The sequence below is a fragment of the Nisaea acidiphila genome, assembly GCF_024662015.1.
GTDB lineage: Bacteria > Pseudomonadota > Alphaproteobacteria > Thalassobaculales > Thalassobaculaceae > Nisaea > Nisaea acidiphila.
Genome location: NZ_CP102480.1, coordinates 4,080,254 through 4,105,198, shown reverse-complemented (window position 1 = coordinate 4,105,198; position 24,945 = coordinate 4,080,254). Strand labels below are relative to the sequence as shown.

Below are 24,945 nucleotides of genomic sequence, written 5' to 3'. Positions count from 1 at the left end.
GAACGGGACGGGCCCCGAGGAATCGTTTCCGGAAAGGAGTGCGTGCTGGTCCGGCATGTGGTCTCCACTCTGACCTCGATGACGCCGGTATCGCCGGCGCCGTACGGTAATTCGGTCTGGAAACGCGGAGAGATCGCCGCGATCCCACAGCTCGCCCGGCAAGCGGGAGAACCGAAGTCGCAGCGCCACTGCTGCATGCCTCGCACGAGGCCACTTGACTGAGATACCGCATCGTTGCGGCGGAGACAGGGCCATCGATCCGATGACAGCCATTCACGTCCAAAGAATAATTGTGGGAATTTCTATTTTGCAAGTGCGAAATGATGGCCAGCATCCGAAACGAATGCCTCCCACCCCACTCTGCAGTCCAAATGCAATATCGAAGGCAGTTATTTTGAGTGCTTTGAGCGGGTTGATTAATTCAACGGTGACGTTCCTCGAATTCATGCGTTTCCGAGGCACGATATAAGGCAATCGCCTCTTTTTTGATCTCGCAGATGCAGGAGGAAAGAGTTGCGAACCTTTCCGACATCCGCAAGCGGTCAGTAAAAACCTTCGCTCAGTCAATGAGCCGGTTCAAATGGCGTATTTTTTGCAATGCAACACGCCGATATGCTGATTTTGGACGCCCTCTGCCAATGAATATTGTCGTCATAGACCAGCAAAAGGAGCGCGCCAGCCTGATAAAGGAAGCGCTCGGAGAAGCTGGCTTTCCGGACGTCGTCGTACTCGCGGAAACCGACCGCCTTCTGGAACGGCTCGCAGAGCTCGATCCGGATGCGGTGCTGATCGATCTGGAAGCGCCCAGCCGCGACATGCTGGAGCAAATGTTCGAGGTATCGCGCCAGGTGAAACGGCCGGTCGCGATGTTTGTCGATGATAGCGACGAGAGCTCGATCGCCGCCGCTGTCGAAGCGGGCGTCGGCGCCTATGTGGTGAACGGGCTGGCCAAGGAACGGATCAAGCCGGTCATGGAACTGGCGATCAGCCGCTACAACACTTTCAGCCGGCTTCAGACCGAACTTGATGCGGCAAAAGCCGCGCTCACCGAACGCAAACTGATCGATCGGGCAAAAGGCATCCTGATGAAGATGAAGGGGATCGAGGAAGAGGAGGCCTACAAACTGCTGCGGAACACGGCGATGAACCAGAACAGGCGGATCGCCGAGATCGCGGAGAGCATCGTGACCGCAGCGGAGTTGCTGCAGAAATGACGGCAATCCGCATCGGTTTCATCCCCCTCGTCGACGCGGCGCCGCTTGTGGCGCTGAAAGAAATCGGTTTCGCCCGCGAAGAAGGGATCGAGGTTTCCCTGCACCGGGAGATTTCCTGGTCCAACATCCGCGACAAGCTGGCCGTCGGCCTCTATGACGCCTCGCATCTGCTGGCTCCGATGGCGCTCGCGACCAATCTTGGCCTTGCCGGCCCCCCCGCCGATCTGGTGGTGCCGTATGTGCTGAACCTGAACGGGGATGTGGTCTGCGCGACAACCGATTTCCTGCATGCTGTTGGCCTGCCGGCGAACGCATCGCCAAGTGCGATCTCGGAGAAGATCCGCGCGGGGACACTCGGCCGTCCGGTGACCTTTGGCGTGCCGTTCTTCTTCTCGACCCATCATTTCCTGCTGCGCTACTGGCTTGCCGCCGAGGGCATCGATCCGGCGAAGGATGTACGGATCGAGGTCATTCCGCCGCCGCTGATGCCGGAGGCGATCGCCAATGGAGTCATCGACGGCATGATGGTGGGCGAGCCCTGGGGCTCCGTCTCGGTCGACATGGGCACGGCCTCGATCTTTCTTTCCGCGACGGATATATGGGCCGGCGCTCCGGAGAAAGTCTTCGGCATGCGCCGGCGCTGGACGGAAGAGAATGCGGATGCCGTCCATGCCCTGCTCCGCGCGCTTTACCGCGCATCGAATTGGGCGCAAGACCCGGGTAATCGCGTCACCCTGTCCGAACTGCTGGCGAAGGAGAGCTATCTCGATCTCTCCGCCGAAGTCATCGAACGGGCTCTCTCCGGTGCCCTGACCCGGACGCCGCAAGGTCTGCAAGAGCGTGTCGAGCGATTTATGGTTTTCCAGAGCGGCGCGTCGAGCTTCCCCTGGCTGTCACAGGCGCTATGGTTCCTTGACCAGATGGAGCGCTGGGGCTTCATGAAAGTAACACCCGAGCACCGACGGCTGGTGCGGAACATCATGGCGCCGAATCTCTATCGCGAATCCCTGAGCCCTCTCGGAATCGACGTACCGAGCGCGAATGCGAAACTGGAAGGCTCGCTTTCCGAGCCGACGCCCGCGGCATCCGCGGCGGGCCGGCTTTTTCTGGACCCGGACCGGTTCTGCGACGGCGCGATTTTCGATCCGGATCTTGTCGCCTGATAGGCTAAAACACGCGCAATTGCCTATTTATTAATCAAAAGGGACTTTTGAACAAAAAATAGTCTTTTTCTTCTTGCGCGGCGGCGGAATGCCGTTATGCTGCATTGCGAGATAGGAGTGCGTCCAAAGACGGAACACTCTTGGGTTTAGCCCCGAAGGCGGGGCAGAAGCCGGGCAAAGCCGCTCGATCCAGAGGACCGCGAAATGCGAGTCCGCCGGGTCAGCGGCTTTTTTTATTGCCCTCGGTCACCATCTGACCGGCGCTCCTACTTCCCCCAACAGACGGACGGGAGCGGACCGGTCGAGGTCGGAGAGATGAGATGCAGTTTTTTGCTGGACTTAAGAAAGTTGCCGCGACGGCCGTGCTTGCCGTCGCGTTCGCGGCCCCCTCGGCCGCAGAAATGCTCGATGTCGAGAAAGACGAGCTGAAATTCGGCTTCATCAAGCTGACGGACATGGCTCCGCTCGCGATCGCCTACGAGAAGGGCTATTTCGAGGATGAAGGCCTGTTCGTGACCCTGGAGCCTCAGGCGAACTGGAAGGTCCTGCTCGACCGCGTCATCACCGGCGAACTCGACGGCGCCCATATGCTGGCCGGCCAGCCGCTCGCCGCGACCATCGGCTTCGGTACCGAGGCCCATATCATCACCCCCTTCTCCATGGACCTGAACGGCAACGGCATCACCGTCTCGAACGAGGTCTGGGAGATGATGAAGCCACATCTGCCGAAGGATCCCGACGGCAAGATCACCCACCCGATCAAGGCAGAGTACCTGAAGCCGGTCGTCGAGAAGTTCAAGGCCGAGGGCAAGCCCTTCAACATGGGCATGGTGTTCCCGGTCTCGACCCACAATTACGAGCTGCGCTACTGGCTCGCCTCGGGCGACATCCATCCGGGCTTCTACAGCAAGGAGAACATCAGCGGGCAGATCCTGGCCGACGCGCTGCTCTCGGTGACGCCGCCGCCGCAGATGCCGGCGACGCTCGAGGCCGGCACGATCTACGGCTATTGCGTCGGCGAGCCCTGGAACCAGCAGGCGGTCTTCAAAGGCATCGGCGTGCCGGTGATCACCGACTATGAGATCTGGAAGAACAACCCCGAGAAGGTCTTCGGCATCACTGCCGAGTTCGCGGAGAAGTATCCGAACACCGCGCTCGCTCTCACCAAGGCGCTGATCCGCGCCGCCAAATGGCTCGACGAGAACGACAATGCCAACCGCATGGAAGCGGTCGAGATCCTGGCCCGCTCCGAATATGTCGGTGCCGACGCCGAGGTAATCGCCAACTCCATGACCGGCACCTTCGAATACGAGAAGGGCGACAAGCGGGACGTTCCGGACTTCAACGTCTTCTACCGCTACTTCGCGACCTATCCCTACTATTCGGATGCCGTCTGGTACCTGACCCAAATGCGCCGCTGGGGCCAGATCCCCGAAGCGAAGACCGACGGCTGGTACGACGAGGTCGCACGCAAGGTCTATCGCCCTGACATCTATCTCAAGGCCGCGGAAATGCTGGTCGAGGAAGGTCACGTCGAAAAGGCCGACTTCCCCTGGGATACCGACGGGTATCGCGCGCCCCAATCCGCCTTCATCGACGGTCACACTTTCGATGGCCGGACCCCGAACGCCTATCTGGAACAGTTCCCGATCGGCCTCAAGGGCAAGGAAATCGTGACCGGCAACCAGGTCGCCGGCGGTTGAGCGCGGGCGGGACCGGCGGTGCTCCTGACGCCGGTCCCGCCTCTTTCCAGCATAGAGATCGAGGATTGAGATCATGACCGCGACGGATGCGATGGATCTTGCGAACGAGACGCCGGACGTGGCACGGGCCGCGCGGCGCGACCGGATTTACGCGCGGATTACCCGGGCGGACCGCTATCTGAACCTTCTCGCCCTCGGCTGGGTCACGCCGATCCTGAAAATGGCGGCCGGCGATAGCCCGGCGGGCCAGATAAAGGAACTCTGGCGCGGGCTCGGTCTTCCGGCACTCGGTATCGCGCTGTTCCTCGCGCTATGGGCCGCGACCGCGCCGATGGTGCAGACCTCTCTCGGCACCGTGCCGGGCCCGACGGAGGTCTGGGAGCAGGTCGAAAATCTCTATGCGGACCACCTGCGCGAACGGGACAAGGAAGCGGCTTTCTACGAACGCCAGGAAAAGCGCAACGCGAAGCTGATCGCCGCCGGCAAGGCGGACAAGGTGAAGGAGCGCTCCTATACCGGGAAGCCCACCTATTTCGACCAGATCGTCACCTCGCTGAAAACCGTCGCGCTCGGATTCATCATCGCCACGATTTTTGCCGTGCCGATCGGCGTGATCTGCGGCCTCTCGCGCTCCGCGACGGCGGCTCTGAACCCGTTGATCCAGATCTTCAAGCCGGTGAGCCCGCTCGCCTGGCTGCCGATCGTGACCATGATCGTCTCGGCCCTCTCGACCACGAACAGCGAGCTCTTTCCGAAGAGCTTCGTGATATCCGCCGTCACCGTCACCCTCTGCTCGCTCTGGCCAACCCTGATCAACACCTCGCTCGGTGTCGCCAGTATCGAGAAGGACCTGATCAATGTCGGGCGGGTGCTGAATCTCTCCTGGTCCGTAAAGGTCCTGAAACTGGTCCTGCCTTCGGCCCTCCCTCTGATCTTCACCGGCCTGCGCCTTTCGCTCGGCGTCGGATGGATGGTGCTGATCGCGGCCGAAATGCTGGCGCAGAATCCGGGCCTCGGAAAGTTCGTCTGGGACGAGTTCCAGAACGGTTCGTCCCAGTCGCTCGCCAAGATCATGGTCGCCGTCTTCACCATCGGGATCATCGGCTTCCTGCTCGACCGCGTCATGATGGCGCTGCAGACGATGTTCTCCTTCTCCGAGACCCGCTGAGGAGGACCCTGACATGGCATTCCTCGAACTGAAGAACCTTTCCAAGGCCTATGGTCTCGGCGCTGCCAGGACGTCGGTTCTCGACAACGTTTCGCTGGAAGTGGAGGAAGGCGAGTTCGTCGCCATCCTCGGCTTCTCCGGCTCCGGCAAAACCACGCTGATCTCCAGCATCGCCGGATTGATCGAACCGGACGCGGGAGAGATTCTGCTGAAAGGCAGGCCGGTGAAGGGACCGGGACCCGACCGGGGCGTGGTGTTCCAAAGCTACTCCCTGATGCCCTGGCTGACCGTGCACGGCAATATCGCGCTCGCGGTGGACGAGGTGTTCTCGAAGGAGAGCAAGGCGGATCGCAAACGCCGTGTTGAGCAGGCCATCGAGATGGTCGGCCTTTCGCATGCGGCGGAGCGGCGTCCGGCGGAACTTTCCGGCGGAATGCGCCAGCGCGTGGCCGTTGCCCGCGCACTCGCCATGAGCCCGGAGATTCTCCTCCTGGACGAGCCGCTCTCCGCGCTCGACGCGCTCACCCGCGCTAAACTGCAGGACGAGATCGAGCAGATTTGGAGCCGGGACAAAAAGACGGTCATCCTGATCACCAACGATGTGGACGAGGCGCTTCTTCTCGCCGACCGGGTCATTCCTCTGACCGTGGGACCCGGCGCCACACTGGGTCCGGATTTCGAGGTCAACATCCCGCGCCCCCGCGACCGGACGGCGATGAACCATGACCCGGCCTTCAAGCATCTGCGGGCCAAGATCACCCAGTATCTGATGGATATCGGAGCAGAGCATGCAGCGGCTGCGGACGAGAGCCGGATCCTCCCGGACGTCGTGCCGATCACCCGCAAGGACATGCCCCCGAAAATCTACCAGGACGCGGCGCATTCGCCGATCGAGGAGGGATATGTCGAATTCTCCGGGGTTCGCAAAGTCTATCCGACACCGAAAGGCCCCCTCACCGTGGTCGACGGATTCGATCTCAAGCTGAAGCAGGGCGAGTTCATTTCGCTGATCGGTCATTCCGGCTGCGGCAAGTCCACAGTGCTCTCGATGATGGCTGGTCTCACCGGGATCAGCGACGGCGGGATCATCCTCGACGGCCGCGAGATCAGCGATGCCGGTCCGGACCGCGGCGTCGTCTTCCAGGCTCCGTCCCTGATGCCCTGGCTGACGGCACGGCAGAATGTCGAACTCGGCGTGGAGCGGGTCTATCCGCACGCGACGGAACAGGACCGCAAGGACATTGTCGAATACTACCTGGCCCGCGTCGGGCTCGCCGACGCGATGGACCGCTCTGCGAAAGATCTATCGAACGGAATGAAGCAGCGGGTCGGCATTGCCCGGGCTTTTGCCCTCTCGCCGAAACTGCTGCTGCTCGATGAACCCTTCGGCATGCTCGACAGCCTGACCCGCTGGGATCTTCAGGAGGTCTTGATGGAGGTCTGGGGCCGCACCCAGGTGACCTCGATCTGCGTCACGCACGATGTCGACGAGGCGATCCTGCTCGCCGACAAGGTGGTGATGATGACCAACGGTCCGAACGCCAGGATCGGAGCGGTAATGGAGGTCGACCTTCCGCGTCCGCGCACCCGGCGCGCCCTTCTGGAACACCCGAATTATTACGGCTACCGCGAGGAGATCCTGAATTTCCTCGAAGAGTACGAGCGTGGCGCACACGCCGATGCTGCCTGAACAACAGACAGCGAATAGGAGAGATTGCATGAGCCTGACATCAGAACAGGTCACTTTGATCCAGAAGAGTTTCGCCAAGGTCGCTCCGATCAAGGAGCCGGCGGCGGAGCTGTTCTACGGCCGGCTATTCGAAGTCGCGCCGGAGGTCCGTGCTCTTTTCAAGAGCGACCTGAAGGAACAGGGCGCGAAGCTGATGGCCACCCTCGCCATGGTCGTTGCCGGTCTCGGAGCGCTCGAAACGGTCGTACCCGTCGCCCGGAAACTGGCGCAGCGGCATGTCGGCTACGGCGTGACGGAGGAGCATTATGCACCGGTCGGGTCCGCGTTGCTCTGGACCCTCGAGAAGGGGCTCGGCGACGACTTCGCCCCGGAAGTCGAACAGGCCTGGGCGAGTGCCTACGGCTTGCTGTCCGAAGTGATGATCGAAGCGGCATACAGAACCGCCCCGAACGCTGTTATGGGAGTTGCCTAGTGAGCAAGAAACTTGTCGTCATCGGCAATGGGATGGCCCCCGGACGGGCCCTCGAACGGCTGCTGGATCAGGCGCCGGAAGCCTACGAGATCACGATCTTCAACGCCGAGCCGCGGGTCAATTACGACCGCATCATGCTGTCTCCGGTGCTTTCCGGAGAGAAGACCTACCAGGACATCCTGATTCACGACGATGCCTGGTACGAGAAGCACGGCATTACGCTGAAAAAAGGCTGCAAGGTCACGGCGATCGATTGCGCGGGGAAGACAGTCACCGGGGCCGACGGCTCCGTCGCCGCCTATGACAAGCTGCTCATCGCGACCGGGTCCGCGCCCTTCATCATTCCGGTGCCGGGCAAGGATCTCGAAGGCGTTCTTGCCTATCGCGATCTCGACGATGTCGAAGCGATGCTCGCAGCCGCTGAGAAAGGCGGCTCGGCCGTTGTGATCGGTGGCGGCCTGCTAGGCCTCGAGGCTGCGGCAGGCCTGAAGGAACGGGGCATGGACGTCACCGTCCTGCATCTGATGCCGACCCTGATGGAACGTCAGCTCGATACCGCCGCCGGATACCTGCTCGAGAGAGCAATAGAAGCACGCGGCATCAAGGTGGTGACCGGTGCCAACACGCACGAGATTGTCGGCGACGGCAAGGTCGAAGCCGTCCGTCTGGACGATGGCACCGAGATACCGGCCGATATCGTCGTGATGGCCGTCGGCATCCGTCCCAATGCCGGTCTCGCCAAGGAAGCCGGCCTTGAGGTCAACCGCGGCATCGTCGTCGACGATGCGATGCAGACTTCGGATCCCGACATTTTCGCGGTTGGGGAATGCGTCGAGCATCGCGGCCATTGCTACGGCCTGGTCGCCCCGCTCTACGAGATGGCGAAGGTGGTCGCCGAGCGTCTGCTCGATAAGGAAGCCGGATATGAAGGCTCCGTCACCTCGACCCGCCTCAAGGTCACCGGGATCGATCTGTTCTCCGCCGGCGACTTCGCCGAGGGTAAGGACCGGGAGGAGATCGTGCTCCGCGATGCCGCGGGCGGCATCTACAAGCGCCTCGTGGTACGCGACGATAAGCTGATCGGTATCGTGCTTTACGGCGATACGCGGGACGGCGCCTGGTTCTTCCAGCTGATGAAGGACGAGACGCCGATCGGCGAGATGCGCGAAACGCTGATCTTCGGCCAGAATTATGCGGGAGGGTCTCCGCTGGACCCTACGGCGGCCGTTGCAGCCTTGCCGGATGATGCGGAAATCTGCGGCTGTAACGGCGTTTGCAAATCGTCCATCGTCGGCGCGATCACTGAGCACGGACTGACATCGATCGACGGTGTGCGCGCCCGGACCAAGGCCTCCGCCTCCTGCGGTTCCTGTACCGGTCTGGTCGAGCAGCTCATGTCCCTCACCCTCGGCGAAGGTTTCACACCCGGTGCCGTGCAGCCGATGTGCGGCTGCACCGATCTCGGCCATGACGACGTCCGGCGCCTGATCGTCGCCAAGGAGCTGAAATCGATCCCGGCGGTCATGCAGGAGCTGGAGTGGAAGACCTCCTGCGGCTGCGCCAAGTGCAGACCGGCACTGAATTTCTACCTCATCGCCGACTGGCCGGGTGAATACCAGGACGACTACCAATCCCGTTTCATCAACGAGCGGGTGCACGCAAATATCCAGAAGGACGGCACTTATTCCGTGGTTCCCCGGATGTGGGGCGGCATGACCAGCTCGGCCGAACTGCGGGCCATCGCGGACGTTGTCGACAAGTTCGGCATCCCGACGGTGAAAGTGACGGGGGGACAACGCATCGATCTATTGGGAGTGCCCAAGGAGAACCTCCCGGCGGTCTGGGCAGATTTGAATGCCGCCGGGATGGTCTCTGGCCATGCCTACGCCAAGGGTTTGCGCACGGTAAAGACCTGTGTCGGAACCGATTGGTGCCGCTTCGGCACCCAGGACTCCACCGGATTGGGCGTCAAGCTGGAGAAGATGCTCTGGGGATCCTGGACGCCGCACAAGGTCAAGCTGGCGGTCTCGGGATGTCCCCGTAACTGCGCCGAGGCGACCTGCAAGGATATTGGCGTGGTCTGCGTGGATTCCGGTTACGAAATCCATGTCGGCGGCGCCGCGGGCATGCACGTCAAGGGAACGGAGCTGCTGTGCACCGTCCCGACGGAGGAAGAAGCGCTCGAATATTGTGCGGCCATCACCCAGCTCTATCGCGAGCAGGGACGTTACTTGGAGCGGATCTACAAATGGATGGACCGGGTCGGTCTGGACGCGATCCGGGAGCAGGTGGTCGAGGACGAGGCACGGCGTACCGCCCTGTTCGAGAAGTTTCTCTACTCGCAACGTTTCGCACAAAGAGATCCATGGGCGGAGCGGGTCGCCGGGACGGACTCCCATGAGTTTACCCCGCTGAACCGGATCGCAGCCCGGGAGGCCGCGGAATGAACGACATGGTGATGAAAATGGAATCCGAGCACTGGTTCACGGTCGGGCGTCTGTCCGAGATCCCTCGCAGGGGCGCACGTCAGATCATTCTGCCGCGCGGGCCGATCGCTGTGTTCCGCACCCAGAACGATAAGGTCTATGCGATCGACGATAAGTGTCCGCACAAGGGCGGGCCGCTCAGCCAGGGGATTGTGCATGACGGCTCTGTGACCTGCCCGCTGCACAACTGGGTCATCGATCTGCAGAGCGGCAGCGCCATGGGCACCGATCAGGGGTGCGTGCGAACCTACGCCGTCCGCACTGACGAGAACGGACTCGTTTCCGTCTCGCTCGCCGCGCCGTCAGAGTAGCGCCGGTGAAGGAGCGGAGCGGAGCGACGGTCCGGACGACCTGCCCCTATTGCGGGGTCGGATGCGGCGTGCTCGCAACCAGGCTGCAGGACGGCACGGTCCGGATCGAGGGCGACCCGGATCACCCGGCGAACTACGGCCGCCTCTGCTCCAAAGGCAGCGCCTTGGGAGAAACGGTAGATCTGGAGGGGCGGCTGCTGCATCCGGAGATCGGCGGCACGCGCGCTTCATGGGACGAAGCCCTGGAGCTCGTCGCGAGCCGGTTTTCCGAGACGATCGCCGAGCATGGTCCCGACTCCGTCGCCTTCTATGTTTCCGGCCAGCTTCTGACGGAAGATTACTACGTCGCCAACAAGCTGATGAAAGGGTTCATCGGTTCGGCGAACATCGATACCAACTCACGTCTCTGCATGGCGTCTTCGGTGGCCGGGCACAAGCGGGCCTTCGGCGAAGACATCGTTCCCGGAACCTACGAGGACCTGGAAGAAGCCGACCTGCTCGTCCTCGTCGGCTCCAATCTTGCCTGGTGCCACCCGGTCCTGTTCCAGAGGGTGATGGCAGCGCGCGAACGGCGCCCCGGAATGAAAATCGTCGTAATCGATCCGCGACGGACCGTGACCGGAGAGTCCGCCGACCTGCATCTTGCGCTTGACGGCGACAGCGACGCGGCATTGTTCAACGGACTGCTTCGTTTCCTCTTCGAATGCGGCGCCATCAACCGCGACTATATCGCCCGTCACACCTCCGGCTTCGACGACGCGCTGGGATCGGCGTCGGAATGGACGGTGGAGGCCGTTGCCGGCGCAACCGGACTTCCGGCCCGGGAGATCGAGGACTTCTACAGTTCCTTCGCGATGACGGATCGCGTCGTCACCGTCTACAGCCAGGGCGTGAACCAGTCCGCCTCCGGTACGGACAAGGTGAATGCGATCATCAATTGCCACCTTGCGACCGGCCGGATCGGACGTCCGGGAGCCGGTCCGTTCTCCGTCACAGGACAGCCGAACGCGATGGGCGGACGGGAGGTCGGCGGGCTCGCCAACCAGCTGGCGGCCCATATGGATCTCGGCGACCCGGAAGCGCGGGCGATTGTCGGCGAATTCTGGCAGAGCGACCGGGTGGCGGAGCGGCCGGGTCTGAAGGCCGTCGAATTGTTCGACGCGGTGGCCGACGGCCGGATCAAGGCGCTCTGGGTGATGGCGACGAACCCTGCGGACAGCCTTCCGAATGCCGACCTTGTCGAAAAGGCGCTGGCCGATTGCCCCTTCGTCGTGGTCAGCGACGTGATGTCGGAGACCGACACGACCCGCCATGCCAATGTCCTGCTTCCGGCTACCGCCTGGGGCGAGAAGGACGGTACCGTGACCAACTCCGAACGCCGGATCTCCCGTCAGCGCCCGTTTCTCCCGGCACCCGGAGACGCCCGTCACGACTGGTGGATCGTCAATGAGGTAGCGCGGCGGATGGGCTTCGCGGAGGCGTTCCCCCATCGCTCGCCCACCGAAATCTATCGGGAACATGCGCGCCTCTCGGCCTTCCGCAACGACGGCGACCGTGTCTTCTCGCTGGCGGAGCATAGGGACATCGCGGCAGAGGATTACGAGGCGATGGCGCCGGTGCAATGGCCGCTTGAAGATGGAGCAACCGGGCGGCAATTCGTCAATGGCGGCTTCACCACCGCGGACGGCCGTGCCCGGATGCTGCCGGTTCGGCCGCCGGAACGGAAAATGCCGCTGGACGGCTCCTTCCGTCTGAATACCGGCCGCGTACGGGATCACTGGCACACCATGACCCGGACCGGCAAATCGCCGCGGCTTTCCCGGCATATCGCCGAACCGTTCCTGCAGATCCATCCCGCGGACGCGGATGCGGTCGGCCTCGAAGAGGCCGGACTGGCACGCATCGACTCCCCATTCGGAAGCGCGCTGCTACGCGTGTTCCGTTCGGACCGTGTGGCCCGGGGCAGCCTCTTCGCACCGATGCACTGGACCGGGCAGCTCTCCAGCAAAGGCCGTATCGGCGCCGTCATTCGCCCGGACACCGATCCTGTCTCGGGACAACCGGCCGCGAAGAGCGCACCGGTCACCGTTACGCCGGTTCGGGCTGCATGGTACGGGTTCGCGGTCCTGCGTGACCGCCCGGCCGCCGATGCCGACTACTGGGCGCTCGCGGCGGCGGAAGGAGGATGGCGCCTAGAACTTGCCGGCGAGCGTGCTCCGGAGGACTGGCAAAGTTATACGCGCGCCCTCTTCGGAATGTCCGGAGAGCAGCAGATTCTGTCCTTTGTCGACGCGCGGAGCGGGCAGCGCCGTTTCGCCGCGTTCGAGGGCTCCCGGCTCATCGGCGCCCTGTTCGTTGCCCCGGAACCGGTCCCGGCCTCGCGAAACTGGGCGGCCGGACTGCTCACCACCGTTTTCGAACGCCCGCAGGACCGTCTCCATACCCTGGCGGGGCGGCCGGGCGCCGGCGAGGTCGAGGAAGGGGCAATCGTCTGTTCCTGCTTCGGCGTCGGCTTCAACCGGATTGCCACGGCTATCGGCGACGGCACGGCGGCGACCGTGGAAGAGGTCGGCGAATGTCTTTCCGCCGGCACAAATTGCGGTTCCTGCCGCGGTGAAATCCAGAGGATCATCGATCATGCGCACCGACAGAAAGCCGGCTGACCGCCGCCCTGCCCGGATGGAACCGCTATCGGTCCTGCCGATCTTCTGCAATCTGCAGGAAAAGCCCGTCCTGGTCGCCGGCGGCAGCGAAGCCGCCGCCTGGAAAGCCGAGTTGCTGGCGGCGAGCGGCGCGTGGGTCACGGTCTTCGCCGGCATGCTCTCCTCCGAAATGCGCGAACTATTCGCGACTGACCTCGCGGCCGGGCGGATCATGCATGTCTCCCGCGACTGGCGCGAGGAGGACCTGACGGGCATGACCTTCGCGATCTGCGATGCGGAAAGCGACGAGGAGGCGGCACTCTTCTTTAGAGCGGGCACCGGAGCCGGCTGCATCACCAACGTGATCGACCGCCCGGACTACTGCCAGGTCCAGTTCGGTTCCATCGTGAACCGCTCGCCGGTCGTAGTCGGGATCTCCACCAGCGGCGCCGCGCCGATCCTCGGCCAGGCCGTGCGGCGGCGGATCGAAACGGTGCTCCCCCGCGCCTTGGCGGCCTGGGGGCGAACCGCGGAACGCATCCGCGGGGACGTCATGGCGCGTTTCGCTCCGGGCGGCGGACGCCGCGCGGCCTGGGAGCGTTTCGTGGACCGGGCCTTCTCCGGCCGGCTGCCGGGCTCGGACGATGCCGAACAGGACGCTGTCGCGGCTTCTGCCGCACAAACGCCCGCGGGACGCGTGACTTTGGTCGGTGCCGGGCCCGGCGATCCGGACCTCATCACGATGAAGGCGGTGCGGGCGCTGCAATCCGCCGACGTGATCCTGTTCGACGACCTGGTCTCCAACGAGGTGCTCGAGATGGCCCGCCGGGAAGCACGGCGCATGCTGGTCGGCAAGCGTGGAGGACGGACTTCCTGCCGCCAGGAAGATATCAACGCCCTGATGGTGAAACTGGCCAGCCAGGGCAAACACGTCGTGCGCCTGAAATCCGGCGACCCGATGATCTTCGGCCGCGCAGGTGAGGAAATCGCGGTGCTGGAGCGCGCAGGCATTGCTGTCTCCGTCGTTCCCGGCATTACCGCGGGTGCCGCCCTGGCCTCGGCTTTCGGCGTTTCCCTCACCCACAGGGATAGCGCGCAGTCGGTTCGCTTTGTCACCGGCCATTCCCGCAATGGCGGCCTGCCGGAATATCTCGACTGGAATGGACTAGCGGATCCTTCAACCACGACCCTGTTCTATATGGGCGGCCGTACCGCCGGCCGCATTGCCGAGCGGCTGCTGGCCTCGGGCCTCGCGCCCGAGACGCCGGCCGCCATCGTAAGGGACGTCAGTCGGCCGGAAGAGCAGCGCTGGATCGGGTCGCTGGCGGATCTGGCGGAAGGGATCAGGCTCACGGGTTACGAACGGCCGGTCCTGATCGGTATCGGAGCGGTCTTCTCACAGGCGCGTTCCACCTCGGAACATGGCCTGCAAAGCCCGGCCGCCGGCAAAGCTCTACGCTTCGCCTAGAGCGATGCGGTTGTCTTGAATTTGGCGGAAAGTGGTGGGCGCACAAGGACTCGAACCTTGGACCCGCTGATTAAGAGTCAGCTGCTCTACCAACTGAGCTATGCGCCCGCCCGTATCGAAGGAGCGGATTGATACCGGAGCGCGTTCCGGATTGCAAGCCTTCGGTGACGGTTTTTCGACAGCCCCGGAAGGCCTGCCGCGACTGTACGCAAGTGACGGTGTTTCCGCTTACTTCGGCTGCTCGCCGGACGGCAGGGAGCGGCGCCAGGTCGTGCCCTGGCCGGAGCCCAGCATCTGCTCGCGCAGTTCCTGCAACGGATCCTTTGCCCCGTTCTTCTTGTAGAGAGGATCGTCCGGCAGCGCCTTCCAGTTCCAGCCGCCCTCCTCCTCGTCCGGGAGCGCGGCCTGCTGGGTCGGCTCGGTCTTCTTGCGGTCGCGGTACTTGGCTTCCGTCTTCGGCGGCGCCTTCGGCCCCTCTTCGCTCTTGCCGAGCAGCCAGTCGACACTGACCGCGCCCGGATCTTCCGGCTGCGGCGCGGGCTTGGCGGCCGCCTTGCGGCGCTTCATCTTGACCTTGACGGTTTCGGCCTGCGACACCGCGCCGGCGCCGATGGTGCGTTTCTGTTCCGGCGGCAGGGATTCGAAAGTGTCCCTGGCCCGATCGTAGTGATCGCGGTTTCCGGTTTTGGCGGCAGCTTCGAGATTACGGGTAAGATCGCTGTCGCCGTGACTCTCACGCGTCGAGTCGGCGAGAATCTTGAGGCTCTTCCGTTCGAGTTTGTCCACGCGCACCGCTCATTCTGTTCGCCGAGCCGCGACAATGGCGCGGCATAGGCAGGATCTCAGCCGGAAAAGTTTACCCCTAAAATCGCCTAAAAGTCCATCAATCCCGGTTTCGAAAAGGCTCAGGGGAAACCGCAGCGCACCGAAGGGAACACCGGGGATTCAGCTTTGGTGATCCTCGAGGCCTTGCCGGCCGATTTCCACGTCGCGGTGTACGTAGCAGTTGATAATCAGGCCGAAGCCGATCATCGCCGTGAGCATCGCGGTGCCACCGTATGAGATCAGTGGCAGCGGCACGCCGACCACCGGGATAAGCCCCATCACCATGGCTATATTGATGAAGACATAGAGGAACAGCGTCGTCGTCGTGCCGAGCGCCAGCAAGCGGCCGAACTGGCTCGAACTGCGCAGCGCGATGGCGAAGCCGTAACCGAGGGCGAGCACATAAAGCAGCAGCAGGAACACGGCGCCCGCGAGGCCCATTTCCTCCGCGAGCATGGTGAAGATGAAGTCGGTCTGCTTCTCCGGCAGGAAGTTCAGGTGGCTCTGCGAGCCCTGCAGGAAGCCCTTGCCGAAGAGACCTCCGGAGCCGAGGGCGATCTTGGATTGCAGGATATGGTACCCCGCCCCCAGCGGATCGTTCTCCGGATTGATGAAGGTGAGGATGCGGTTCTTCTGGTAGGTATGCAGGAACTGCCAGCCGACCGGGATCGCCGAGAGGCCGAGCACCAGCACGGTGATGAACTTCCACATCCGGACGCCTGCGAGGAAGAAGATCGCGCCGCCGCCGAGAATGATCATGCCCGCCGTGCCGAGGTCGGGCTGCCGCAGCACCAGAACGGCCGGCGCGAAGACGAGAAAGAGCGGCACGAACAGGCTGCGGATCCGCCCGACCTCCTCATAGGTCAGGTGATGGAAATAGCGTGCCAGCGCTAGCACCAGCGCGAGTTTCATCAGTTCCGAGGGCTGCAGGCGGAAGAAACCGAGATCGATCCAGCGCTGCGCGCCCATGCCGATCTCGCCCGCAATCTCGACCACGCCAAGCAGGCCGAGGGAAAGGAAGTAGAAGAGATAAGACCAGCGCAGCAGGAAGCGGATATCGATCAGCGCGATGCCAAGCGTGATCACCAGTCCGACCCCGAAGCGGATCGCCTGCCGCACGGCCCACGGCGTCCAGCTGCCGTTCGCCGCCGAATAGAGCATCGCGAAGCCGACCGAGGAGATCAGCACCAGCAGGAGGATCAGACCCCAGTTGATCTGCTGCAGCTTGCTCCCCAGAGTCAGCTCCGGCGGATTGAGTGAGCTGGACGGCATTCCGATCGCCATCGCCTATCCCCGCTCCGTCTGATCGCCGTCGGGCAGGATCTGGACCGGGTCCGCCTCCGAGGATTTCAGTCCGTCCCGCTCCATCGCCCGGGCGAGGATATCCCGCGCGACCGGGACCGCGTACTTGCTGCCGCCACCATGCTCAAGGACGACTGCCACCGCGTAGCGTGGCGCCTTGGCCGGCGCATAACCGACAAAGAGACCGTGATCCCGCCGGTGCCAGGGCAAGTCCTCGTTGTCGATGACGCCAGCGGCGCGCTCGGCTTTGGTGATCCGGCGCACCTGGGCCGTTCCGGTCTTCCCGCCGACCTCGAAATCGGCACCCGGGATCTGCGCCTTGCGGGCCGTGCCGCGCTGTCCGTTTACGACCCGGCGCATGCCTTCCAGGACGTAGGAAAGATGGGAGCGCGAAACATTGAGCTTCGCCGGCGCCTCGCCGGCTCCGTCGGGCTTGCGCACCAGAGAGGGTTTCACGGCGTATCCGCCATTGACCATTCGCGAGGTCATCACCGCGAGCTGCAACGGGGTGGCAAGCACGAAGCCCTGTCCGATGCCGGTCACCAGGGTTTCCCCCTTCTGCCAGCGCTCGCCGATGACCGCGAGCTTCCATTCCTTCGTGGGAATCAGACCACTGCGCTCGCCCGGCAGTTCGATCTCGAGACTCTCGCCGAGCCCGAAACGGCGTGCCATATCCGCGATCCGGTCGATCCCGACACGCTTCGCCACCTCGTAGAAATAGACGTCGCAGCTCTGTTCCAGCGCGGACACGACATCCATATGGCCGTGTCCCCACCGCTTCCAGCAATGGAACCGGGCATTTCCGAGATCCATGTGACCGTTGCAGAAGACCCGCGTCTCCGGCCCCGCCACGCCGGCCTCCAGAGCCGCCAGCGCAACGACCATCTTGAAGGTCGAGCCAGGCGGGTAGGTTCCCGCAATGGCCTTGTTCGTCATCGGGTGACGCGGATTGGAGAGCAGGTCCTCCCAGTCGCGCGCGCTCAGTCCCTTGTTGAAATTGTTCGGGTCGAAACCGGGTGTCGAGACCAGCGCATGGATCTCGCCGGTATGGACATCCATGACGACCGCGCCGCCGCTCTCGCCCGGGACGATGCTGCCGTCCTTGTCGAGAAAGACGGTACCGTCCTCGTTCTCCAGATAGCGCTTCGGCACCCCCTGACGGGCGAGCGCCTCCTGCACGCGGATATCCGCGATCGGCACCCGCTCGGAGGTCCCAAGAGCCAGACGGTCATGGGCGTAGGCCTGCAGCGACATGTCAAGAGTGAGCCGGATGTTCTGGCCCGGCTGCCCCTCGTCGCCCGGCAACTTGCGAATGATCCGGCCGAGCGCGTTCACTTCCACCTGCCGCCGTCCGGCCGAGCCGCGCATCTTCTCGTCATACAGCTTCTCGACGCCGCTCTTGCCGATACGGAAGTCGGGGAGTTCCAGTACGGGATCGCCGGTCAGCTCGCTGTCGGACACCGCCGCGACATAGCCGGTCACGTTCACCGCGCTGGAGCCGTATGGGTAGAAGCGCGAGCGCCCCTCCTCGATCCGGACGCCCGGCAGGTAGGGCGCGTTGACGGCGACCCGGCTGATATCCTCGCGGGTGAGGTTCTCGACCACAGTCACCGGCACGAAGCTGCGTTTGCGCGAGACCTCTTTCAGGACGCGCTTTATGTTCCAGTCGTCGACATGGACGATCTGACGCAGCGCATCGATCGTCGCCCGCACGTCACTCGTCTGTTCGGGAACCAGGTCGACGCGGAAATTATCCTCGTTGGCCGCGATCTCGATGCCGTTCCGGTCGAGGATCAGGCCGCGGGTCGGCGGCAGAAGTTCGAGGTTGAACTGGTTTTCTTCCGACAGCGTGCGGTACCGCTCCGCCTCGACGACCTGCAGATAATAGAGTCGCGCGCCAAGCGCCCCGACAAGGCCAAGCTGGCCGGCGCCGAGAAGCAGCGAGCGGCGGGTGAAGGCCCGTTTGGTATCCTGATCCTTGGGGTTCTTCATCGCTCTATCATCGCACCAGATACCGGTGGATGCGAACGAAGATCCACGCCGCCGCCGGGAACAGGGTCGCCGTCAGACCGAAACGGAAAAGCACCGTGTCCGGGAATATCCAGGAGAGGGTGAAAACCGACATCAACATCCATCCGAGCAGGAAGGCGCCGAATGAGATCACCACGAAACCGCCCCACACGATGAAGAAGGGTTTGCTGAGGAAGGTGGGCCGCTGGGTACCGGTAATCCCGTAGACCCCGAGGAAGACAATCGCGGTCAGGCCGAACGGATACCCGTTTAGCAGATCTTCCGCGAGCCCGACCAGGAACACCAGCGACGGCGGCATCAGGTCCGGACGGTAGACCGCCCAGTAGAACACCGACATCAGCGTCAGCGACGGCGCGACCTGCGCGTATCCCGGAATGCCGAGCGGGACCGCGCTCAGCAGAACGAGAAACAGCGTCGTCGCAGCAGGCATCAGGTGGCGCGCCCAAAGATCCATTCTTTGGACGAAAGCGGACTTCATGGGGCGGTCTTTCCGCGGCTGACGCCGAGACGCTCGACCAGGCTGGGCTCCGGATCCGGCGCAAGCACGGTGAAAGGAGGCGGATCCATCGGCCCCGGGATGACTCCCTGCATGCGATAGTCGACGACGCGCACAAACTCGAGATGGGTCCAATCGACGACCGGCTTGACCTTGATGCCGGACTCCGTGACCGAGGAGACCGTACCCACGGGAATGCCTGCCGGTATCATGCCTCCATGACCGGAACTGATGACCAGGTCTCCGGGCGAGGCCACACTGTTCTGCGGCAGATAGAGGATGCGGGCGAGATTGGTGTTGTCGCCGACCATGATGCCGGGATCGCGCGCCGCGCCAAGCAGGACCGGGATCTGCGCGTTAAGGTCGGTCACCAGAAGCATGCGGGCGTGCAGTTCGCCGACTTCGACAATGGTGCCGGCCAGACCGTCCTCGGATATCACCGCCTGCCCCCGGCGCACACCGTTGCGGCGGCCTACATTCAGCAGGGCGCTGCGCACAAAGGCGCCCCCCGCCTCGGCGATGATACGCGCGGAGATATAGCTTGCCGGCGGCGGGCCCACATGACGGGTCAAGCGCTTCAGGGTCTTGTTTTCGCTCTCCAGAAGATTGGCGACATGCTGCCATTGCTTCAGGCGGCTATTCTCCTCCCGGAGACGCTCGTTCTCGGCATGCAGGTCGCGCAGGGAGGCAATTGCTTCCACTCCCTTCGAAACAGCGGCGGCGGGATGGGAAAGCGCTTCGACGATCGGCGTCATTGCGTCGACCGCGGCGACCTGTAGACGCTTCACCATCACGATGTCGGCCTTGCCAAGCAGCATCAGGCCGAATGCGGCAAGCACGAGGACAGTGAATGCGAAGCGCTGCCAGAGGGTGCGCACGGGCTGGGCGACACGGGAAAAGGATGCCGGTCTACGCCCCATTTTCTTGCCTGCCCCTTCCTACGCAGCCGCAGTTCCCACGGTCCCGACCCTCAGTAGGCACCGATGAGAACGTTGCGCAGAACCTTCATTTCCTCAAGGCAGCGTCCGGTGCCAAGCGCGACACAGGAGAGCGGATCGTCCGCGATGGAGACCGGCAGACCTGTCGAATGCCGCAGCACGTAATCGAGATTGCCGAGCAGCGCGCCGCCGCCGGTGAGCACGATGCCCTTGTCGACGATGTCGGCCGCGAGTTCCGGCGGGGTCTGCTCGAGAGCGACCTTGACCGCCTCGATGATCTGGCTGACCGGCTCGGCGAGGCTCTCGGCGACCTGGCTCTGATCGATCACAAGTTCCTTCGGCACGCCGTTCATCAGATCGCGACCCTTGATCTCAAGGGTCTTGCCGACACCGTCTTCCGGCGGGAAGGCGGAGCCGATTTCCTTCTTGATCCGCTCGGCGCTGCCTTCACCAACGAGGAGGTTATGGTTGCGGCGGATATAGGCGATGATCGCCTCGTCCATCTTGTCGCCGCCGACGCGCACGGACCGGGAATAGACGATACCGCCGAGCGAAAGCACGGCGACCTCGGTGGTGCCTCCGCCGATATCGACAACCATGGAGCCGGTCGGCTCGGTCACGGGCAGGTTGGCGCCGATCGCGGCGGCCATCGGCTCCTCGATCAGGAACACCCGGCGGGCGCCCGCGCTCTCGGCACTTTCCTGGATCGCGCGGCGCTCGACGGCGGTGGAGCCGGAGGGCACGCAGACAATGACCTGCGGGCTGGCGAAGCTACGCCGGTTGTGCACCTTGCGAATGAAGTGCTTGATCATTTCCTCGGCGACTTCGAAGTCAGCGATGACGCCGTCGCGCAGAGGCCGGATCGCCTGGATGTTGCCGGGGGTACGGCCCAGCATCTGTTTCGCCTCGTCGCCGACGGCGAGCACCTGTTTCTTGCCCCGCACGGTAGCGATGGCGACCACCGAGGGTTCGTTCAGGACGATGCCACGTCCCTTCACATAGACCAGCGTGTTCGCGGTCCCGAGGTCGATCGCCATGTCGGCGGAGAGCATGCCAAGGAGATTTGCAAAAAACATGTGTGTTCAGCCCGGTCGCGCGCGTTCAAAGTCGGTTCAACTGACGTCAGTCGCCGGAATAGAACAAAGTTCGGAACAGCCGTACAACGGAAAATCATTCCCAGCCGCACCAGCCGCCTGCCGTCCATCCGCATTCAGCGACGTCACAGGCGAATCATATCAAAGAATCAGCAGATTATGAACTTTAATTGTCTTGACGCTTTAGCTGCTGCCGGAGCGCGGTAAATGAGCGGTGTGCGGCGGCGGAAATGCCGCCGCCGCACACCTGATTCTTAGTTCTTAGCCTTGTCGACCAGGGCGTTCTGGGAGATCCACGGCATCATTGCGCGGAGCTTCTCGCCAACGACCTCGATCTCGTGCTCGGCGGCACGGCGGCGCATGGTCTTGAAGCTGGCCTGCTTGACCTGGTTCTCCAGCATCCAGCGACGGGCGAAATCGCCGGACTGGATGTCGTTCAGAACCTTCTTCATCTCAACCTTCACGGCATCGGTGATGATGCGCGGGCCGGTTACGTATTCGCCATACTCGGCCGTGTTGGAGATGGAATAGTTCATGTTCGCGATGCCGCCTTCATAGATCAGGTCGACGATCAGCTTCACTTCGTGCAGGCACTCGAAATAGGCCATTTCCGGCGCGTAACCGGCCTCGACCAGGGTCTCGTAACCGGCCTTGATCATCTCACAGAGACCGCCGCAAAGCACCGCCTGCTCACCGAACAGATCGGTTTCGCACTCTTCCTTGAAGGTGGTCTCGATGGTGCCGGCCCGACCGCCGCCAACGGCGGAGGAGTAGGACAGCGCGATCTCGAGCGCGTTGCCGGAGGCATCCTGGTGCACGGCCACGAGGCACGGCACGCCGCCGCCGCGGACATATTCGGAGCGCACGGTGTGGCCCGGGCCCTTCGGCGCGATCATGAACACGTCGATGTCCGGACGCGGATCGATGAAGTTGAAGTGCACGTTGAAGCCGTGCGCAAAGGCAATCGCCGCGCCTTCGCGCAGGTTGTCCTTCAGGTCGGCGTAATAGATGTCGGCCTGACCCTCGTCCGGGGTCAGCATCATGACAACGTCGGCCCAGGCGGCAGCCTCGGCGGCGGTCATGCATTTCAGGCCGGCGGCTTCCGCCTTGGCGCGAGAGGACGAGTCCTCGCGCAGCGCCACGACGATATCCTTCACGCCGCTGTCTTTCAGGTTGTTGGCATGGGCGTGGCCCTGGCTGCCGTAACCGACAATCGCAACCTTCTTGTTCTTGATCAGATTGACGTCGGCATCCCGATCGTAATAGACGCGCATTTCTCGGACCTCTCGTATCGTTTCCTGTCACGCGGACACATATGGGCGGAGCCCCCGCATTCCCGCCCGGACAAGCCGGACAGAACAGTTGAGGCAGCGGGCCGGGGCTCCATAAGGACCCACCACCATCGGCCTTGTCAGGCCTTTTTCGATGCCTTCTTCTTGGCGGGCGTTTTCTTCTCCCGGTTCTTCTCCAGCGTGCTGAAGACCGGCATATCCAAGTTGCTGCCCCGCGCGATGGCGACGACGCCGGTGCGCGAGACCTCTATCGCACCGAGCGCACTCATCAGCTCGACGAAAGCGGTGATTTTCGACGGTCCGCCGGTCAGCTCGAAGACGAAGCTTTCCAGCGTGCTGTCGATGGCACGGGCACGGAACATATCGGCGATGCGGAGCGCCTCGATGCGATGCTCGCCGACATTGCGGATCTTGATCAGCGCGAGTTCCCGCTCCAGATGCGGGCCCTCCAGAGTCAGGTCATGGACTGCGTGGACCGGTACCAGACGGCCGAGCTGGGCCTTGATCTGGGCAATGATCTGCGGCGTTCCGGTTGTCACGATGGTGATCCGGGAAAGATGCGCCGCGGTATCGACGGAGGACACCGTCAGGCTCTCGATGTTGTATCCGCGGCCGGAGAACAGGCCGATGACCCGCGCCAGCACGCCTGGCTCGTCATCCACCAGCACGGCGAGCGTATGGGTCGCTTCTGCGATCGGAGTGGCTGCGTTCACGATTGGGCTCCACTTTCTTGGCGGCAGGCCGGCCGCCGAACCTCTTGGGATGAAGGGATGGCCGGCGCCCGCGTTCGGTCGTGGCGGGCGCCTCTGCCTCCTTGGGTGCTCCTAGACCAGGACCATCCCGTCTTCCGACGTTTCCAGCTCAGACTTGTCGTCCGGGCCCAGCAGCATCTCGTAATGTGCCGCGCCGGACGGGATCATCGGGAAACAGTTCTCGTCCTTCTTCACCAGGATATCGGCGAGGACAAAACGGTCGGTCTCCAGCATTTCCATGATGACGTCGTCAAGCTGGTCGACATTCTCGGCCCTGAGGCCGACGCCGCCGAAGGCCTCCGCCACTTTGATGAAGTCCGGAAGGCTCTCCGAATAGCTCTCGGAGTAGCGGCCACCGTGGTTCAGCTCCTGCCACTGGCGGACCATGCCCATCCACTGGTTGTTCACGATGAAGGACTTCACCGGCAGGCGGTACTGGGAAAGCGTGGAGAGCTCCTGGATATTCATCAGGTAGGAGGCCTCGCCGGCGATATCGATGACGGTCGCTTCCGGATGAGCGATCTGCACGCCCATTGCCGCCGGCAGACCGTAGCCCATGGTGCCGAGGCCGCCGGAAGTCATCCAGCGGTTCGGCTCCTCGAAGCCGAAATACTGCGCCGCCCACATCTGGTGCTGACCAACCTCGGTGGTGATGTAAACATCCCGCTCGAGGGTCAGTTCATAAAGCCGCTTGATCGCATGCTGCGGCTTGATGATCTTCGGATCTTCCTCGAACTTCAGGCACTCGCGCTTACGCCATTTCTCGATCTGCGCCCACCACTTCTCGAGCGGCTTGGCGTTGGCCTTGTAATTCTTGGCCTTCCAGATCTTGATCATCTGCTCAAGCACTTCGGCCGCATCGCCGATGATCGGCAGGTCGACGACGACGTTCTTGTTGATCGAGCTCGGATCGATATCGACGTGAACCTTGGTCGAATTCGGCGCGAAGTCGGAGATCCGGCCTGTCACGCGGTCGTCGAAGCGGGCGCCGATATTCATCATCACATCGCAATTATACATCGCGAGGTTCGCTTCGTAGGTGCCGTGCATCCCAAGCATGCCGACGAACTGGCGGTCCTGCGACGGATAGGCGCCGAGCCCCATCAGCGTCAGCGTCGCCGGCGCGTGAGTCAGTCGCACCAGCTCGGTAAAGAGCCTGGAGGCCTTCGGGCCGGCATTGATCAGCCCGCCGCCGCCATAGAAGATCGGCCGCTTCGCCTTGGCGAGCAGGTCGACCGCGCGCTCGATCGCGTCGGGCTCCCCCTTCACCTGCGGCTTGTAGGTCGGATGCTCGTGACCGTTCGGCGCGTAATAGGGCCCTTCGGCGAAGAGTACGTCCTTCGGCAGGTCGACCACGACGGGCCCCGGACGGCCGGTCTTGGCGACATAGACCGCTTCGTGGATCGTGTCGGCCAGCTTCTCCACGTCCTTCACCAGGTAATTGTGCTTGGTGCAGGGCCGGGTGATCCCGGTGGTGTCCGCTTCCTGGAACGCATCGTTGCCGATCAGATGCGTCGGCACCTGGCCGGTCAGGCACACGATCGGAATGGAGTCCATCAGCGCGTCGGTCAGGCCGGTCACTGCGTTGGTCGCGCCCGGACCGGAGGTTACCAGCACGCAGCCGACCTTGCCGGTGGAACGGGCATAGCCTTCCGCCGCGTGCACGGCGGCCTGCTCGTGGCGCACGAGAATGTGACGGATCCGGTTGGACTTGAAGATTTCGTCATAGATCGGCAATACCGCCCCGCCGGGATAACCGAATACGACTTCTACGCCCTGATCCTGCAACGCCTTGAGAATGATCGCCGCCCCATTCATCTGGGCGTCGGGTTTTCGGGCATGCGGCATGCGCGGGGTAGCCATTTTACCGTTCCTCTCTCAAATCACATTCGCAGTTG

Annotated in this window: 19 protein-coding genes and 1 tRNA gene; 10 read left to right on the top strand and 10 right to left on the bottom strand. The window is 63.2% G+C overall.

The features are described from left to right. The first annotated feature begins 638 nt into the window (after positions 1–638). The 10 genes from NUH88_RS19140 (at position 639) to cysG (ending at position 14,317) form a co-directional block, all read left to right on the top strand. Positions 639–1,214 carry an ANTAR domain-containing response regulator gene (locus NUH88_RS19140; RefSeq protein ID WP_257768207.1) on the top strand — a complete coding sequence of 192 codons (576 nt, stop codon included), beginning with the start codon at positions 639–641 and terminating at the stop codon, positions 1,212–1,214. After that, positions 1,211–2,377 carry a CmpA/NrtA family ABC transporter substrate-binding protein gene (locus NUH88_RS19135; protein WP_257768205.1) on the top strand — a complete coding sequence of 389 codons (1,167 nt, stop codon included), beginning with the start codon at positions 1,211–1,213 and terminating at the stop codon, positions 2,375–2,377. The genes NUH88_RS19140 and NUH88_RS19135 overlap by 4 nt, the downstream gene beginning before the upstream one ends. Before the next feature lie 320 nt (positions 2,378–2,697). Further along, entirely contained in the window at positions 2,698–4,080 is a 1,383-nt protein-coding gene (locus tag NUH88_RS19130; RefSeq protein WP_257768203.1) for a CmpA/NrtA family ABC transporter substrate-binding protein, read from the top strand. A gap of 73 nt (positions 4,081–4,153) precedes the next feature. Continuing rightward, positions 4,154–5,248, top strand: a complete 1,095-nt coding sequence (locus tag NUH88_RS19125) for an ABC transporter permease (protein ID WP_257768201.1) — start codon at positions 4,154–4,156, stop codon at positions 5,246–5,248. 13 nt (positions 5,249–5,261) lie between these two features. Continuing rightward, positions 5,262–6,938: an ABC transporter ATP-binding protein gene (locus tag NUH88_RS19120; RefSeq protein ID WP_257768199.1), complete on the top strand. Its 1,677-nt coding sequence runs from the start codon at positions 5,262–5,264 to the stop codon at positions 6,936–6,938. Positions 6,939–6,966: 28 nt separating this feature from the next. Continuing rightward, positions 6,967–7,410: a globin family protein gene (locus NUH88_RS19115; RefSeq protein ID WP_257768196.1), complete on the top strand. Its 444-nt coding sequence runs from the start codon at positions 6,967–6,969 to the stop codon at positions 7,408–7,410. Continuing rightward, complete coding sequence (gene nirB / locus NUH88_RS19110; RefSeq protein WP_257768194.1) at positions 7,410–9,857, top strand: nitrite reductase large subunit NirB; 2,448 nt, start codon at positions 7,410–7,412, stop codon at positions 9,855–9,857. Before NUH88_RS19115 ends, nirB begins: the two co-directional genes overlap by 1 nt. After that, on the top strand, positions 9,854–10,207 hold the full coding sequence (nirD, locus tag NUH88_RS19105) for a nitrite reductase small subunit NirD (protein WP_257768192.1): 354 nt from the start codon (positions 9,854–9,856) through the stop codon (positions 10,205–10,207). Before nirB ends, nirD begins: the two co-directional genes overlap by 4 nt. A 5-nt stretch (positions 10,208–10,212) precedes the next feature. Then, complete coding sequence (locus NUH88_RS19100) at positions 10,213–12,870, top strand: nitrate reductase (protein WP_257768189.1); 2,658 nt, start codon at positions 10,213–10,215, stop codon at positions 12,868–12,870. Further along, entirely contained in the window at positions 12,845–14,317 is a 1,473-nt protein-coding gene (cysG, locus tag NUH88_RS19095; RefSeq protein WP_257768187.1) for a siroheme synthase CysG, read from the top strand. The genes NUH88_RS19100 and cysG overlap by 26 nt, the downstream gene beginning before the upstream one ends. 32 nt (positions 14,318–14,349) lie before the next feature. Here cysG and NUH88_RS19090 read toward each other — a convergent pair. From NUH88_RS19090 to NUH88_RS19045, 10 genes are all read right to left on the bottom strand, one after another. Next, positions 14,350–14,425, bottom strand: a tRNA-Lys gene (locus tag NUH88_RS19090). A 120-nt stretch (positions 14,426–14,545) separates the two neighbouring features. Beyond that, on the bottom strand, positions 14,546–15,103 hold the full coding sequence (locus NUH88_RS19085) for a hypothetical protein (RefSeq protein WP_257768184.1): 558 nt from the start codon (positions 15,101–15,103) through the stop codon (positions 14,546–14,548). Positions 15,104–15,262: 159 nt separating this feature from the next. Further along, positions 15,263–16,426, bottom strand: a complete 1,164-nt coding sequence (gene rodA / locus NUH88_RS19080) for a rod shape-determining protein RodA (protein ID WP_257768183.1) — start codon at positions 16,424–16,426, stop codon at positions 15,263–15,265. A gap of 3 nt (positions 16,427–16,429) precedes the next feature. Beyond that, entirely contained in the window at positions 16,430–18,436 is a 2,007-nt protein-coding gene (gene mrdA, locus NUH88_RS19075; protein ID WP_257768181.1) for a penicillin-binding protein 2, read from the bottom strand. 7 nt (positions 18,437–18,443) lie between these two features. After that, the gene (mreD, locus tag NUH88_RS19070; protein ID WP_257768179.1) at positions 18,444–18,953 is read right to left on the bottom strand and encodes a rod shape-determining protein MreD; all 510 of its coding nucleotides are present in this window, start codon (positions 18,951–18,953) and stop codon (positions 18,444–18,446) included. Then, entirely contained in the window at positions 18,950–19,891 is a 942-nt protein-coding gene (mreC, locus tag NUH88_RS19065; RefSeq protein ID WP_257768178.1) for a rod shape-determining protein MreC, read from the bottom strand. Before mreC ends, mreD begins: the two co-directional genes overlap by 4 nt. A gap of 50 nt (positions 19,892–19,941) precedes the next feature. Next, positions 19,942–20,985 (bottom strand): rod shape-determining protein, encoded by a 1,044-nt coding sequence (locus tag NUH88_RS19060; protein ID WP_193171299.1) that lies wholly within the window; start codon positions 20,983–20,985, stop codon positions 19,942–19,944. A 272-nt stretch (positions 20,986–21,257) separates the two neighbouring features. Next, on the bottom strand, positions 21,258–22,295 hold the full coding sequence (gene ilvC / locus NUH88_RS19055) for a ketol-acid reductoisomerase (protein WP_308220102.1): 1,038 nt from the start codon (positions 22,293–22,295) through the stop codon (positions 21,258–21,260). 119 nt (positions 22,296–22,414) lie between these two features. Then, complete coding sequence (ilvN, locus tag NUH88_RS19050; RefSeq protein WP_257768172.1) at positions 22,415–23,008, bottom strand: acetolactate synthase small subunit; 594 nt, start codon at positions 23,006–23,008, stop codon at positions 22,415–22,417. Positions 23,009–23,119: 111 nt separating this feature from the next. Further along, entirely contained in the window at positions 23,120–24,910 is a 1,791-nt protein-coding gene (locus NUH88_RS19045) for an acetolactate synthase 3 large subunit (RefSeq protein WP_257768171.1), read from the bottom strand. Positions 24,911–24,945: the final 35 nt, after the last annotated feature.